Annotated in this window: 8 protein-coding genes; 2 read left to right on the forward strand and 6 right to left on the reverse strand. The window is 56.4% G+C overall.

Annotated elements, in window-relative coordinates; translation table 11 throughout:
• Window positions 1-41: 41 nt before the first annotated feature.
• The 5 genes from CPA57_RS07410 to CPA57_RS07430 form a co-directional block, all read right to left on the reverse strand.
• Complete coding sequence (locus CPA57_RS07410) at window positions 42-1,868, reverse strand: AMP-binding protein (protein WP_182082183.1); 1,827 nt, start codon at window positions 1,866-1,868, stop codon at window positions 42-44.
• Complete coding sequence (locus tag CPA57_RS07415; protein WP_182082184.1) at window positions 1,865-8,371, reverse strand: type I polyketide synthase; 6,507 nt, start codon at window positions 8,369-8,371, stop codon at window positions 1,865-1,867. The genes CPA57_RS07410 and CPA57_RS07415 overlap by 4 nt, the downstream gene beginning before the upstream one ends.
• Before the next feature lie 56 nt (window positions 8,372-8,427).
• The gene (locus CPA57_RS07420; protein WP_182082185.1) at window positions 8,428-9,945 is read right to left on the reverse strand and encodes a class I adenylate-forming enzyme family protein; all 1,518 of its coding nucleotides are present in this window, start codon (window positions 9,943-9,945) and stop codon (window positions 8,428-8,430) included.
• Between the two features lie 149 nt (window positions 9,946-10,094).
• Complete coding sequence (locus CPA57_RS09035) at window positions 10,095-11,051, reverse strand: glycosyltransferase (protein WP_182082186.1); 957 nt, start codon at window positions 11,049-11,051, stop codon at window positions 10,095-10,097.
• Window positions 11,052-11,186: 135 nt separating this feature from the next.
• Window positions 11,187-13,409 (reverse strand): protein-disulfide reductase DsbD family protein, encoded by a 2,223-nt coding sequence (locus tag CPA57_RS07430; RefSeq protein ID WP_229709333.1) that lies wholly within the window; start codon window positions 13,407-13,409, stop codon window positions 11,187-11,189.
• A gap of 146 nt (window positions 13,410-13,555) precedes the next feature.
• Here CPA57_RS07430 and CPA57_RS07435 point away from each other — a divergent pair, with 146 nt between their 5' ends.
• Complete coding sequence (locus CPA57_RS07435) at window positions 13,556-14,194, forward strand: RDD family protein (RefSeq protein ID WP_268235223.1); 639 nt, start codon at window positions 13,556-13,558, stop codon at window positions 14,192-14,194.
• Window positions 14,195-14,454: 260 nt separating this feature from the next.
• On the opposite strand, the gene CPA57_RS07440 is transcribed toward CPA57_RS07435, so the two are convergent.
• Window positions 14,455-15,348 (reverse strand): LysR family transcriptional regulator, encoded by an 894-nt coding sequence (locus CPA57_RS07440; RefSeq protein ID WP_077396971.1) that lies wholly within the window; start codon window positions 15,346-15,348, stop codon window positions 14,455-14,457.
• Window positions 15,349-15,530: 182 nt separating this feature from the next.
• Here CPA57_RS07440 and CPA57_RS07445 point away from each other — a divergent pair, with 182 nt between their 5' ends.
• A complete protein-coding gene (locus tag CPA57_RS07445) occupies window positions 15,531-16,520 on the forward strand; it encodes a zinc-dependent alcohol dehydrogenase family protein (protein WP_182082188.1) in 990 nt (329 codons plus the stop codon).
• Window positions 16,521-16,535 lie beyond the last annotated feature (15 nt).

Consider the following 16,535-nt stretch of genomic DNA (forward strand, 5'->3'; position numbering starts at 1 on the left):
TCTCTCCCGGGCGAGCATGCACCCTGCACCGCAGTTTCTGCTCATAGCGGTGTTTCTCCCCATGCCAGAATCTCGACCCTCTCCAGTTCATCCAAGCCGAAGCACTGCTCCTGCACGATAGGAAGACGCCCCGCCACAAAAGCCTCGGACGTTGCAGAAAGGCGAATCTTACCACTTGGCGTACGATGCACACCGCCCTGCCGCACCAGAACACAACGCAATTTTCGGGCTGGACAGGCTTGCCGTATGGCACGGGCCATCCCAGCCAGAAGCTTCTCATGACCGGTTTCCTGCCTCACTTGCGCCAGAGACAGCTCACCCATCACACACAACTCTCCCTCGTGCCGAAACACCGTCACACCCCGGCTGCTGAAGACAGGACAAGCCTGCCGCACGGCCTGTGCCAGATCATCCGGGTCATAACGCTGCTCACCAATAAGGAGACTATTCTCCATACGGCCCGTCACGAAGAGATGTCCCTTCACGAGGAAGCCTGAATCCCGGCTGCGGAACCACTTGCGGCCCTCTGCATCGGTGCTGAAACGCTCCCGATTTTCCTGCTCCCGGTTCAGATAACCCGGTGTCACACAGGGGCCGCTCAACCACAACTCACCAACCTGACCATCCGGTAGGCTATCACCGGTCTCGGGGTCCACAACAAGGATGGCATGCTCTTCTATCACGCAGCCACAATCGGCCAGAACACGCCTGTCATGCTCATCATGCGGTGGTTCAGCACGTCCCTCCGCCAGCCCGGCCCGAGAGAATGTTGCGAAGGACACGGCCTCCTCACCATCCCGGCTACCACTCGTGATCATCAAAGTTGTCTCGGCCATGCCATAACCCGGCCGAAGGACGGAGGGATCCAACCCAAGAGGGGCATACCGTTCCAGAAACCGGTTTACTGTCCCCCGTTCGATCATCTCAGCCCCGATGACGGACCATTTCCAGCAGGACAGGTCCAGCCCTTTCAAAGCAGAGTCCGGCACATTGCGCGCTAAAAGCTCATAAGCGAAATTGGGACCAATGGAGAAATTGACCCGATACCGGTCTATCGCCTGCACCCAACGTTCCGGGCGAGCAATAAAATGCTCCGGTTTCATCAACCATGTAGGCCCGCCCGTTGCTATCCCGAACATGAGGCTCACCAGTCCCATATCATGAGACAAAGGCAGCCATATCAGCCCCAGCCTACCAAGCCAAATATCGCTACGAATCACCAACAGGTGCAGGTTGGTCCCCAGGTTACGATGCGTGATCTTCACCCCACGGGGCCGCCCGATGGAGCCGGACGTATATTGCACAAGGGCCACGTCATCCAGCTCTGCCACGCAACGGCGGTGGAGCGGCTCGGCACTTTCGGCCCCCTCAATGGGAATCCATTTCACCTTGCGAGCCCGGCCTGCGGCCTGGCGCCGAAACCCCATCAGGACCTCCCGCGGCCCCAGCACAGCCACAGCCTCGGAGTCCTCCAGAATATCGAACAGCCGGTCCACACTACCAACCATGCTGGGACAGACACCCGATACCGGCACGGTATTGGCGTAGACACAGCCAAAGAAACCAGCCACGGCCGCCGTGTCATTCTCAAAACAGAGCAGAACCCGCTCCCGTTCCGACACAAAGCGATCCAAAAGCCCCGCTACCCGGCAGGCCCAATCATGGGCCTGCTGAAAGGTCAGGGTGTCGGCCACTTCCAGCGTCTCATCCAGCACGACACACTGTAGCTGCTCCGGCCTTTCCATGGCCCGGAAGCTTAACATCTCATCCAGCCGATGGCTGTGCCGGTCCAATATGGTGAAGCCCTGCTCGTATTGCTCAATCACATAACCGGACTGATGGACGATGCGACATGTCCGGGCGGTCATGCCTCCCCTCCAGCGGCCTGCACCCCTTCCAGAGCAACAGTACCACCCTGCTGGGCCATCACCACCGCCTGCCGCAGCAAGCTGCGAGCCATTTCGATGATGGTTTCATTCCGAGCCAGCAACACAAGGGAGACATCGACACCAAATTCCGAGCGAATGGCTGTCTGAAGCTCCACACCAGCGAGGGAATCAATCCCCAGTTCGGAGAGACGGGCACCATCCTCAATCGTCTCCGGCTCCACCTGCAGGACGGACCCAAGCTGCTGCTTGAGACGCAGCAGAACATAATCCAGACGCTCATTCTCTGGCATGTTCATCAGCAGCTGGACAGAGTCCGATATGCCGCCTTTATGGCTTTCCTGCTGCAAAAGTGCGAAGCGTGCAGAGTTTTTCAGCCACGCCAGTGCCCCAAAGACCTGCACCCAATTAAGGTCCACTAGAGACACATCGCTGCGGTCCACGCCGTAAAGCACCGGCAAATAAGCCAGAGAATCCGCCGCTGTCATGGTCTTAATCCCGGCAACATCAAACATGCGCCCGGCAGCATCACTTTCGGTCAGCATCCCCACGTCGCCGATGGCACCCCACCCCACAGCCAAAGCAGGTAGCCCCTGCTGACGCCGATTTTCTGCCAAAGCATTCAGGTAGCTATTAGCCGCCATGTAGCTGCTCTGCCCGAGATTACCAATCTCCGCCGTAAAGGAGGAATAAAGCACGAAGTGGTCCAGCTCCAGCCCACGGGTCGCCTCATCTAGCGCCTGTGCGCCCAGCACCTTAGGTGCCATGACGGTGGCAATATTGGCCGCCCCCACCTTGCTGATGAGCTGATCATCCACCACACCGGCAGCATGGAAGACACCCCGCAGCGGCACTTCATCCCGAGCCAGCTTTTTGACCAGATCGTGCACGGCCTTCCGATCCGTTACATCCAGACGATGGGTCACTACCTTGCCGCCGACACTCTCGGCCAGCTTTTTCAGGGTAGCGATGGCATGTTTCCGTTCCGGGTCCTTCGGCAGAGACCGGCCTACCAGATGAAGCACCCCTGCCCCCCGAGACAGAAGATATTCTGCCGTCTTAAGGCCAAAACCACCCATGCCACCTGTGATCAGGTAAGAACCCTGACGACTGAACCCCGGCTGAACCCGTGGCAGCGGACGAGCCTTGATGCCACTCATATCCTCATAAGAGAGCATAATCTTGCCAATATGGCGTGAGGACATGAGGTAGCGGAAGGCCTCGGAAGCCTCAGCAGCTGGGAAGATGCGTGTCTGCGGGAAGGAGAACTTCCCCTGACGGGCCAGAAGCAGAATCTCGTCCATGACGCCATAAAGCTTCTTATGCGGCATCATCCGGTCCATATCGAAGGAGAAATAGGCCAGATTTTCATTGAACGGCATCAGTTCCAACGCCCGATGCTCTACAATATCTCGCTTACCGATCTCCAGAAAACGGCCCATCGGTGCCACAAGCCGCAAGCTGTGGATCATCGCCTCGCCGGGCAGGGAGTTCAGCACCACATCAACGCCTCGGCCATTCGTGGCCTCACGGATGCCATCCACAAACTCCAGCGTTCGGGAATCCCAGACACCGGCACATCCCTGCTTACGCAGATAGTCCCGCTTCTCTGGATTACCAGCTGTACTGTAGATCACTGCCTTTTTCAGCTGGGCAATTTGGATGGCAGCCTGCCCCACACCACCAGCCCCGGCATGGATGAGAACACTCTCCCCTTCCTGAAGCTGAGCCAGATGAATCAGCGTGTAATAAGCTGTCACGAACACCAGCGGCAGGCCAGCGATCTGCTCCAGTGAGAAAGGCAGCTCCTCTCCCGACAAAGGCAGGGCACAATAAGCCAACTCGCTCGCCTTCACGATGCGGCGGGACGTAAAGCTATCCGGGTAGACAAGCGCCAGCAGGTCGCCGGGCTTCATGTCCTCAACCCCTTCACCAACCGCCTCGACCTCTACAACACATTCCAACCCAAGGGCATCGCCGCTAAAGGTCCCTTCTGTCACGCTCTCCGGCAGGAGAGACATGGCCTTCAGCACGTCCTTGAAATTAAGACTGGCCATACGTGTGCGCACCTTGACCTCACCCGGCCCTGGCTCCGACACAGCAAAAGCCTGCCATGTGACCCCTTCCAACGTACCGGAGCGGCTGCCTTCAAGACGGACACCGATAGTGCCATCATCCGCACCACCCATGATCTCTTCCAGCGGGACGGGCTGGGGTTCTGGCTCCAACGGCGGCGACACCAGCCGCTGGACCATACGTTCTACCCCTTCCCCTGCGGCATCCTCTTCTGCCCCCTTGGTGGCCGGACGCAGCCAGACTGTATCTTCTGACGTATCCTCAAGCACAAGCTCGGCAGCAATATCGTCTAGCAGGGCCTCTGCCCCCTCAGCCGGCACATCGACATAACGAATAGCGAGGTCCAAAACACGCTCGGCTGCGGCACCACGGAACAGACCCTGAAACGCCCGCTGAAGTGCCTGTGCGTCCCCGTCCCTGCCATAGGCGCCACGGGTAACAATAATGACCGGCAAACGCCGTTTACGGTTTCGTGTTGGTACACGCTGGAGCAACGCCACGCAGGCGGCCATGTCATCAAGACACTGCTGATAATCAGCACCAGCCTGCGGGAACAGGACCAACGCCCGCTGCTTGGACAAGAATGGTTCGTGATCCAGAACATCTGCAAGCTCGGCACCATCCAGCTGGGAGCTAACAGTCAGCTCTGCACCATTATCCTTCAACACATCAGCCAACTGGGCAGCCAGACCACTCCCTTCACCCAGCAGGGTAATAGCCTGCGGTTCGCTCAACAGGATCTGACGCTCTGCGCTCATCCAGTTCGGCGCATAGATCAGCCTAGCCGCAGAAGAAGCCTCATGCCCGCTACGCGCCACACGGCGGCAGCACAGGCCCAGTACCTCACAAAGCAGTTCCCCTTCCGGCGTGAACAGGCGCATATCGGCCATAATCTTGCGCTGTGTCCGCAAGGTGGGGGTCACCTTTACATAGGCCCGTGATACTTTCTGGCCCATATAGCTGACACGGTCGATTGAGGCCGGAACATACACATCCTTCTGCTCCTCAAAGGGGAAGGCCCCAATGAGCGCATGCATAGCACCATCCAGCAATGCCGGATGCAGGTGATAATCCTCCAGCGTGGCGACCTGTTCATCCTTGAGGGCAATCTCCGCTACAGAATAGCCATCCCCCCGGTACAGGTACTGCATAGTTTGAAAGGCTGGACCATAATTCAGCCCCATAGCGGCGAGAGCCTCGTAAACTTCGGCCCCTTCAAAGCGGGTTGCCCCTTTACACAAGGCCTCGAAATCGAACGTTTTATTTTCCGTCGATATCGTGCACCATGGGGCAGCCTGAAGAACGGTCGCCTGACCATGTGTCTGCCAGTCGCCATTCCACGCCACTGTTTCGCTATCGAAAACAAGACGGCGGGTCGCCATGTCAAACCGCCACATGACAACCGGTGCCTGTCCCTCCTGCACCATCAACGGCGTGCTGATCGTGATGTCCTCCACCACGGCCGGGGTCTTAGCCTCCAACTGGAAATGCGCCGCAAGAGTTGCCTCGACATAAGCAGCAGCTGGGAATAGGGCCATACCGTGGACCTTATGGTCCATCAGCCATTCCATCAGAACCACCCCAATGTCAGCCCGCCATGCCCGGCTTTCCAGCAGGCTCGGCGTACCCAGAACAGGATGAACCTGTTCATCCAGACGGTCACGGCGGGAGGCTTCGGTCTCCAGCCACATCTTGCCACCTTCTTCCCAACGGTAATAAGGCCGCTCAATCAGTTCCGGCTTCAAAACATAACGCCAGTCCCATTCAGCACCGGCAAGAGCCAGACGGATCAAGGCACGCAGAAGCCCATCTGCATCGTCTTGCTTGCGGCGCAGAGACGGTATGACGGCAACCTCATAGCGGCCTTCCTCCGCACAGCCCGTTACAGACGTACCCAGAACCGGATGAGCTGCGAGCTCAAGGAAAATAGCGTGACCATCATTCAGCATGGCCCGCATAGCATCATGGAAGAGGACGGGCTCCCGAGCATTGGCATACCAATAAGCAGCATCATGCCGTTCATCTTCGCCCCACAGCTTACCCGTAACCGTAGAGTAAAGCGGAACTTCCGGTGTTTTCGGGCTAATATGAGCCAGAGAGGACAGCATATCCTTCTCAATCGCCGCCATTTCCGGGCTGTGATACGGCACTTCCACTTTCAGAAGCCGTACGAACACGCCTTCCTTTGCGCAGTCTGCCTCCAGCACCTTTAGGTCCTTAAGAGGACCCGCCACCGTGCAGGAATCGCCACTATTGATAGCCGCAATGGCAAGCCTGCCCTTAAAGCCTTCCAGCCGCTCTTCTAGCAAGCTACGGCCCATCCCAACGGCCAACATAGTGCCACGGCCTGCCAATGTGGCCTGAAGACGGCTACGATGATAGATGACCGTCACGGCATCTTCTAACGTCAGCGCACCGCTGACATAGGCAGCAGCTACCTCGCCCACGCTATGGCCGACAATGGCACCGGGCATTACGCCATGACGGGTAAAAAACGCCGCCAAACAAATCTGCACGAGGAAGATGGCAGGCTGGGCGACCTCCGTCTCCTGTATGCGGGACTTGGACTCCGGCTTCAGTAACTCTTCCTGCAGAGACCAGCCTGCCAGTTTTGTGAACAGCTCATCACAACGCTGCGCCAGATTGCGAACCTCTACCGGCCCTTTCCGCAGGAGGTAACGGCCCATTCCCCACCACTGGGGCCCCATGCCGGAGAAAAGGAAAACCGGCTTTGCAGCATCATCCACAACGGCCTTGCCGGTAAACAGAGCCGGGTGTGCCCTGCCTTCAGCCAGAGCATGCAAGGCATCACGGGCCTGTATAATTTCTTCTTCACCCTGTGGCGGAAGAATCACCGCCCGATGGCGGAACCACGTCCCATAGCGTGCTGCAGAGAAGCAAAGTGCCTCCCACAGGCTACGTTCAGCGGGACCAGCCTCCAGCCGTTCCGCATAGGCTTTGGCCATAAAACCAAGAGAGGCTTCCGAGAATGTGCTGAGCAGCAGAGGCACCCGCCGCATAAAGCCGGCAGGCCGCACTCCCTTCAACTTATTATCACGCACCGTTCGGCGCTGCGCTGCGGTCCGCTCTTTTTCGGTCGGGCGGCGCAACAGGGCGACAGCATTTGTTCCGCCATAACCAAAGGAATTGACGACAGCATAAAGCCTGTCACGCTCTGGCAAGGCGACTGCTTCCCCCTGTGCAACCTGCACGCGGTATTCATCAAACGGAATGACCGGATTCAGCTCTTTCAAATTAGCCTGTCCGGGCACCTTACCATGCTCAAGACACAGCATGGTCTTTAGGACAGCCGCAGCGCCAGCAGCAGCCTCCATATGACCCAGATTGGCCTTTACGGAACCAATAAGAACCTTCTGCCCTTCTGGTTGATACTGCCCAATGGCCTTTGCAATGGCTTTAACTTCGATCGGGTCGCCAACAGGTGTTCCCGTCCCATGCGCTTCCACATAGACCACATCCTGCGCCGAAACATCAGCCCGATGCAGCACATCACGGATCAGCGTTTCCTGCGCATCGGCGTCCGGCATGGTTAGCACAGGGGTGCGGCCGTCCTGATTCACGCCAGAACTACAGACAACACCTTTAATATCATCACCATCCCGCATGGCATCTTTCAGCCGTTTGAGCATGAGAATGACACAGCCTTCCCCACGCCCATAGCCGTCTGCATCTGCAGCGAAAGACTTGGAACGGCCATTCTTGGCAAGGAAGTGCCCCTTCGTCATAAGCATGGCTGTCTGCGGGGAGGCCATGAAATTCACACCACCGGCCAGAGCCACGTCACACTCACCAAGACGCAGGCTGTTACAGGCCTGATGCAGAGCCACCAGAGATGAAGAGCAAGCCGTATCCATGGCGATGGCCGGCCCTTTTAACCCGAAGACATGGGCAATACGGGCCGCATACATGGTCATACCGGCAGAGACTGCGGCAAACTGATCCCGAATTTGCGGCTGCATGAAGGGGCTGCCACACTGGACAAGCTGATCCTGCGTGAAGCTACCTATGAAAACGCCCGTTTTGGTCCCCTCGAGCGTGCGCGCAACCACATTTGCATTTTCTATAGCGCGCCACGCCACACCCAGAAGGAGACGCTGCTGGATGTCCATCACCATCCCCTCACGGGGAGAAATACCAAAGAACAGCGGCTCGAACTGATGGTCCTCCTGGTGCATGAAGTGACCATATTCCATGGTTGTCTTGCCCGGGGTCTGGTCGACCGGGTCATAAAACCGTTTACGCCCCCAACGGTATTCCGGAATAGCCACGCAGCCGTCCCGGCGCTCCAACAGGAACCGCCAGAGGGAGTCGCCATCCGCCAGTCCAGCCGGCAGAACACAGCCAACGCCAATAATGGCAATTTCATCGGGATTATATGTTTGACTCATTCCTGTCCTATTTCCTGTATCCGAGCGTCTCGGCATTTATCCTGCACTATAAAAAATCAGCTCTTCCGGGCGCCAAGCTCGTTCCGGATATAATCTTTCAGCGCCATTTTCAGCCGGTCCCTATCCACGTGCCCTTCTGATGTCCGTGGTATTGTGGGCACCCATATCATGGTAACGGGCGGCAAGGCGGCATAACGCTTCCGTAACTGAGCCGACAGTGCCTGTCCGTCAAACGTCTCATGCGAGACAATGGCGGCGTAGAAATGCTCCTGCCCCTGCTCATCCGTCATCACGAAAACGCCAGCGTCACGGATACGCTCTTCGGTACGCAGGAGGTCCTCCAGCACGCCTAGATCAAATTTGGCACCGCCCATATTGACCAGCTCATCCGTTCGCCCACACAAATAAAGCACGCCTTTATCGGACAGGTATCCCCGATCCCCCGGGTAAAACCAGCCGTCTCTAAAACGCTGTGCCGCATCGGAGTTTCCATCAACATAGCCATGCACGACACCACCACCCCGGATGCGAATATTACCGACCTTCCCAGCCGGGAGCCTACGCCCTTCAGCATCCACGATATCGACATCCACCCACGGCAGAGGCGCACCAACCTCATCCTCGGTCTGGCGCAACTCGGCAGGCATCGCTGCAACAAGCCCGCTTTCATCTGTGCCGTAGACGACCTGCACTTGTAGCGTAAAACGTTCCCTCGTTTCCTTCAGAACCGCATCGGAAAGTTTGCCACCCACAACGCTAAGATAAATGTGGTTCATGGCCCGCCCCTGCGGGGGCAGAGAGCGCAAAAGATGCTCAAGATGAACCGGGGTCATGACAATCATAAGAGCAGAAGCCTGCATAACCTCCGCCCCAATACTCTGGGCATCACTGCTACGCAGGGTCGTGCCACCCGCAAGGGCAGCCCCAGTCATAAGGAATCCGCTCAGGGACTGAGGGCCGACCGTACAAAGCAGCTGTGGCTTTCCCACCATCCGGCCGCGGCCTCTGGTATTGCGGAAGAAATACTCCACCATGTCATGATAAATGATCCGGTGCAGCTGCCCCTCTACCTCACCGAAGCTAAGTTCCAGCAGGTGCATATCCCGTCCCGTGCCGCTAGCCAGCGCAGCACGACAAGGCGCAGACCGCTCCACCGGAACAGGAGGATAATAACAGGAGGCATCATCTTCCTCCACCTTGGCAAGGGCACGACTGAACCAGTCTTCACCCAGCACAAGCCGCCCTTCACCAGGTGCCAGCCCACTCTCCCCATGCAGGATGATAAGGTCTGGCTGCAATATGGCCAGCTCTTCATCCGAAACTTCCCCGTTGGACAAAGAGGCCGAGGCAAGCCCCAACCGGCCCAGAGCCAGTGTCAGGCACCAGTGCCGCCATGTATCAGGACATTGCACCGCAACACGGCGAAGGCCCAGGGTTCGCAACCCTTCCAGCTTATGAGCCAGACGGCTAACTGTTGCCTCCAGCAAGGCATAAGACCGCTTACGGGAGAGGCTGCCAAAAGCCACCTCGTCACCCATAGTCCGGGCATTATAGGCCACAAACCGATCCAGCATCGTTATCCCCCCACACGGCCCTGCTAGAAGCCCACCAGCACACTTCCCCGACTGGTAACCAGCAGGCCCATATATTAACAGATAACTATTATATCGTTGATGCGCAGCGAACGCATCCCTGCATCACAGCTTTTTGCCCGCCCAACGACTTAATCCCAAAGCTGGCTATACACCTGCTGCAACCGCACACTGACCTTATCTGGAGTATAAGGCTGCGCTGCTGCCTGTCCCTGCGCTACCATCTTCCTGATAACAGCACTACCGGAGGCACAGCCCTCCAACGCCATTGCCAGGGAGTCCACCATACCTTCCACATCTTCGGGAGAATGCCAGAAACCATTCTGCGAGGTGGCATAGTCGCTCCCCCCACCACCGTGGCACCCCACAACGAGACACCCCGCCGCCATGGCCTCCAACGCTGTGATGCCAAGGGCCTCCAGCCGTCCCAGCGATAGACAAACAGCCGACTCACCCATGAGAGCCGCCACTTCCTCTTCCTTTCTCTCCTGGAGTAGCACCCATGGAACAGAAGAAAACTGCGGGTATTTAAGTTTCAGCATATCTTGAAGCAGCGTAGCATAACGCGGCAGCCCGCCCTGCTGGGGCCACTTCCATTCAGCACAGACAATCTGAAGTTTCTTCTGCCTTGGCCTGAACAGATTACCATCCACCACAGGCGGGGTAACCTGAACATTCTCCAGCCCTAGAACACGCTGCAACAAATGCGCCGCCCCTACCCCCGGGGCTAAAACCTGCGTCACCCCCAATTCCGCCAATTTTTGGGCTGATGGGCCATATGTGAAGAAATAATAAGGATTCTGGCAGAAAATGACCTTCTTCCCAATCATGGGCGTGCTGATCATATCCGCATACCATTCCCTCAACACCTCAGGGAAAACGAATATATCCTGCCTCGTGAGGTTAGTGACTGTCTCGCACATCAAAGGGTGCATCTCTTTACCCAGCCATGAAGGCACACCCTCTGCCTGAAGAACCTGCACATGAAACCCCGCCTGGCGAAGCAACAAAGCATGACGGTACATTGTCTTGATGCCACCCGAGACAAGGTCCCGCGGAAAGCAGTTCAGAAAAATAATGCGCCTCACCAGCCGATAACCCCCATTTTCCGTTACGCTATACCACTCAAGGCGACCACCGAGACGAATGGCATGCGTAAAATTGGCAAAATACTAATATTAAGTAAACGTAACGACCTATAAAATCGTTTCTCCGCTTTAATATTAGTCTGTTTCACTTCCCCGGTTAGGGAACAAAAATTTCAGCACAAGGCCAGGTGTCAAAATCTGCGGCAATATTTGCTCGGTCTCATGGGGGGGATAATACAGATAGAGGGGAACACCATCACGGCCATGATCCCGCAAAAATGCGGTAATCCGCTCATCGCGGCGGGTCCAGTCCCCTCGCAAAATGGTCACCCCATGCTGCCGGAAAGCCTGCCGGACAGAAGGAACATCCAACGCCACATGTTCATTAACCATACAGGTCACACACCAAGAGGCGGTCATATCCACAAACACGGCCCGCCCCTCTGCCCGCAGAGCCGCTAACCGCTCTGCCGAAAAAGGCTCAATGATCGGACCATCCGAGGCCTGCACTCCGGCTCCAACCTTTTCTGCAGTCATGGAGGACACGTTAGACGCTTCCTCTCCCGCCATGACACTCCGCCCCAAGCCGGCAAGACAGACCAGCAAGCACAATAGAGCCAGCACACGGCAGACCAACACAGATCGGAACGCCTGACCAAGAATAGCCCACTGCTGGGCGAGCCCGTACAACCAGCCCCCCAGCCCCAGCAGTACAGCCCCTCCGGCCATCAGCACTACAGCGTCTCCTCCACGCTGCAGCACAGCAACCCAGAGCAGCCACACACAGCTTGCCAGCAGAGGAAACGCCAGAAGCTGCTTCAGCCGTTCCATCCATGCCCCCGGGCGAGGAAGACACCGAGCCAACCCCGGTACGAGTGCCAGCACGCAATAAGGTGCCGCCAACCCCAACCCCATAGCCAAAAAGATCAACAGCCCTGCCCATACGGGCCCACCCAAGGCGGCGGCAATCGCTACACCCATAAAAGGTGCTGTACAGGGGGTCGCCACGATAACAGCCAACAGACCTGCCAGAAGGTCACTCGCTGGACCATGCCCAGCGGCCATCTCCCCTGCACGCCCAGCCAGACGCCCCCCTGTGATCTGGAACACCCCCAGCAGGTTGAGTGCCATGACAAATAACAGCCACCCAACCCCGACCACAAAAGCCGATGACTGGAACTGAAACCCCCACCCTACAGAGGCTCCTCCATAACGCAGAGCGATCATCAACGCACCGAGAGCCGCAAAGCATCCCATGATCCCCCCGCTATAAAAGGCCGCACTCCGCCAGCGTGTCCGCCAACTTGCGCCCCCCATATGTGCGAAGGACAGAATCTTCATGGCCAGTACGGGAAACACGCAAGGCATGAGATTAAGAATGATACCACCCAGAAACGCCGAAAGCAGGCTGCCCCATATAGCCCGCTCCGTTTTACCCCCACCGGGTGCGGCAGGCTGCTCCACCTGCGCACTCCCAGAAACAGGCACAACCCCTACCTGAAGGGCCGACCGGTTACCTGCACCATCCACAAGCACAACGACACCAGCCATCGGCTTTTGCCAAAGAGGCGGATGAGCGGCGTAGGAATCTGGCTTCAGCTGCAAGGCTAACTGCCCAGCCTGAACGGAGAGAGCCTGCGGTACATTCTGGGCAATCACGCCGCCTTCTTGTGGCATAAACCACGCCTGCCGCACCGTAGCAGGTGAAAGACCAGCACCACGCAAGGTCAGCACACCATCAGGGCCGATCTGCGCCGTGAAAGGAGACGCTTGAGGCATGGCCGCATCCGCCCGACGGAATAGCTCTGCCTCGGCCGCCTGCGGCACAGGGCCGGAAGAACGGGCGGGTAATGTGAGCGAAAACTCACCTTTTTCCGGCACGCAGACATCGGCACAAACAAGCCAATCTGCTTTGGCTGTAATCTGCACCTCGCCCGTATCCCGCCCCTGCACGGGCACCCGCACGGGCAGCACGACATCCCCCTGATAGGCATAGGCCATTAGCCCACCTTCCGAGACACGTTCTGGCACGGGCCATTCCACACCGTCCGCTGTCCCGGTCCGGCTACCGCTCACCGTAACATGAATATGCGGAGCCTCACCGGCATCACCGGGATTCTGCCAATATGTATGCCAACCAGACTTTAGCTGGAGCCTTAGAGCAACACGCAGGCTACCTTTCCCGGGATCATCACCTGTTGGCGTTCCAACTGCATCCACCTCGCTGATGAGCGTCGCTTTAGTATGGCTGGTCTCAACCGGCGTACTTTCTGCCGCCCAAGCCGGAGCCGATAATAATATCACCCCGCCCATCAGGGCCAGAACAGCCCCCATTGCCATACCACTATACCGCTTCATCTACTCGTCCTTCTGCTTATCCATGCTGGACAGGCCCGCAAACCACAGCTGTGTCCAACGGGCCATAACACCGCCTCCCGCCCGTCTTAAAGACATAATTACCTCCTAGTATCGTCCGCTTCTTTTCTCACAACTTACGCCTAACCATGACCACTCATCCCCCTCCCTCTTATCCCAAAGCCGGCATATGGGCCCGTTTGATAGCCCGTATCATTGATCTTGCCGTCTATGCGTTTTTCCTCTCACTGCCCGTTTATGGCCTTATTCATGGTCTGGAGACATTCTTCCCCAGCCTGAAGATCATCGGCACACTAACACCTGGCTTCACGCTACCCATCATGAATGCCGCCATTGCCGATCTACTGTTCATCCTTCCCCTCTCCATGGTGCTGGATGCCCTAATAGGGGCCTATTATGGTAATACATTGGGTAAGTATCTTCTCGGCATCAGGCCCCTGCGCACTAATGGTCGAAAACTCGACCTCTCTACCTGCTTGAAACGCAATTACCTCATTTATGTCACTTGCTATACAGGAGGCATCTACTTCCTGACGCCCCTAGCAGAAATCATCCACTACATACGGTACAGACGCACCGGTACAACGTTCTGGGATCAGGAAGTGGGCACGATGGTTCTAGCTCCTAAGGGGAGCCCGCCCCGCACGGTCATCGTAGCTATTATATGGTTTTTCGTCTCAATCCCTCTCTCCATGTTGGAGGACAGGCTCTTCCAACATTTCCTGGCCGATACCAACACACCCCCCCGGCCATTAGCAAAGAAATAACGGGTATCCGGAACAATTGGTTGATATCTCCCATTTGCGGCACTGGCCCCGCCACGTTCTGGGTTAACTAGTTGTCAGGATCTTTTTGTATCGCTATTAGAAGATTGACTGGCTCAGTCCTTACAAGGGAAGCTGGCAATAAAGTCCTACTTTTTTCCTGGCCTGGATACAGCGCCTTTAAAGGCTGCTGCCGACCAGATCGGGATTCTGAAAGTTGGATTAACGCCGGCCAGCCCAAGGAAAATTAATGCAGATCAGTATCATTTACTTCTATTTCCAAATGTCGCTACAGAGAAATCTAGGAAACTGCGTAGTTTAGGAGTCATCCGGCGGTCTGGAGTATATAAAATATGCAAAGGTGACGCAGGTACAGCATATTGACTAAGTAGTCTCACAAGAGACCCATTTCGCAGTGCATCCCCGACCAATTCTAGTGGCTGCAGAATTACACCTAGCCCAGCTATGGCGGCCGCGAGTAACGGGTAACCCTGATTAATCGTCAATCTGCTTTTAATTGGTACATCTATTCGTCCTTCAGGACCGTCAAAACTCCAGCTCGAACGACCATCGGAATAGCCAAAGCCGAGGCATTCATGTTGCTGGAGGTCCCATGGTGTTTTGATGGGGAGCCTCCGCTCCAGATAAAACGGAGCGGCACACAAAACCAGCTGATAGGGCATGAGCGGAATTGCCTTGAGGCCGCTGTCTTGCAGCACACCGATCCGAAAAACGGCATCGTAACCGTCATCAACCACATCGACCAGTTCGTTCGATAGTGTCAGGTCCAGTGACACCTGGGGGTACTTGACCATGTACTCAAGAAGACGTGGGGACAGGGCATGCATGCCAAAGGTGACGGGGGCGTTGATGCGCAAGCGACCGCTGGGTACGCCACGGGCCTCAGCAGCTAAGCTCTCTACAGCGTACATGTCTGCCAGGATCATCTTCGCGCGTTGGTAAAATGTCCGGCCGAAATCAGTGAGGCTCTGCCGACGTGTCGTTCGATTCAGCAGAGAGACTCCCAGATGCTGCTCAAGCATTTTTACCTGTTTGCCAACCAGTTGGGGAGACATGTTGAGGTCGTCAGCAGCGGCACTAAACGAGCCCAGCTCCACTGCTTTGACGAACGTAGCCATCTGAGACAAACGATCCATTATAAACTTCATGTTTCTAATCTTGAGCCGACATAGGCCTTTATCCATTAGCTAGCAACACCTAAATTGTCGATCACGCCTTGAGAGCATAACGGATCAGCGACGAAGAAATGGAAGTATTCCCATTAATTTGTCCAGTATGCCCTAAGTACCTGACCCTAACGACGAAAGAGGTAACCACTATGGCACGAATTGTAAGAATCCATGAATACGGTGACGCTAGCGTCCTCAAGTTGGAGGAATTGGACGTACATGCACCGGCAGCAGACGAGATACAAATTGGCGTTAAAGCCATTGGCTTGAACCGCGCCGAAGTGATGTTTCGTAATCATGCTTACCTGCAAGAGGCCGACTTTCCCAGTCGCCTTGGCTACGAGGCCGCAGGCCTTGTAACGGCTGTTGGTAGCGAGGTAACGGATATCAAGGAGGGAGATTCCGTCGCCTTGATTCCCCCACTGGATATTGCCCGTTGGGGTACATACGGAGAATTGGCCAATGTGCCGGCTCACCTTGTGGTCAAGAACCCAGCGAACCTGTCCTTCGAAGAGGCCGCTGCATCTTGGATGCAGTACGTTACGGCCTGGGGCGCCCTTATTGAGCAGGCTAAACTGCAGGAAGGCGACTTTGTTCTAGTCACTGCCGCTTCCAGTAGTGTCGGCTTGGCTGCCTTCCAGATGGCTCGCATGGTCGGCGCTACACCAATAGCGATTACGCGTACCCGTGCAAAGAAGCAAGCACTTCTGGATGCTGGAGCCGCTCACGTCATCGTTAGCGATGAAGAAGATATCGTCGAGCGAGTCATGGCGTTGACTAACGGTCAAGGTGCCCGCGTAGTGTTCGATCCTGTTGGAGGCCCATCTTTCGAGCCGCTCACACAGAGCATGGCCCGAGGCGGTATTCTTCTGCAGTATGGCGCACTAAGCACAGAGCCAACCCCGTTCCCACTGTTTACCGTTCTGGGGAAGAGCCTGACTCTCAAGGGCTACCTTTACGCAGAAATCGTTTCTGACCTTGCAGCTCTCGCGCGAGCCAAATCATTTATTCTAGAGGGTTTGGAATCTGGAGGTCTCCGCCCACTCATAGCAAAAACCTTTGCGCTAGACGACATTCAGGAAGCCCATAAGTTTCTGGAAGCTAATCAGCAGATCGGAAAGATTGTAGTTACGGTCTGATCATTAAAAAAGTGA

Source organism: Bombella favorum (assembly GCF_014048475.1).
Taxonomy (GTDB): Bacteria; Pseudomonadota; Alphaproteobacteria; order Acetobacterales; family Acetobacteraceae; genus Bombella; species Bombella favorum.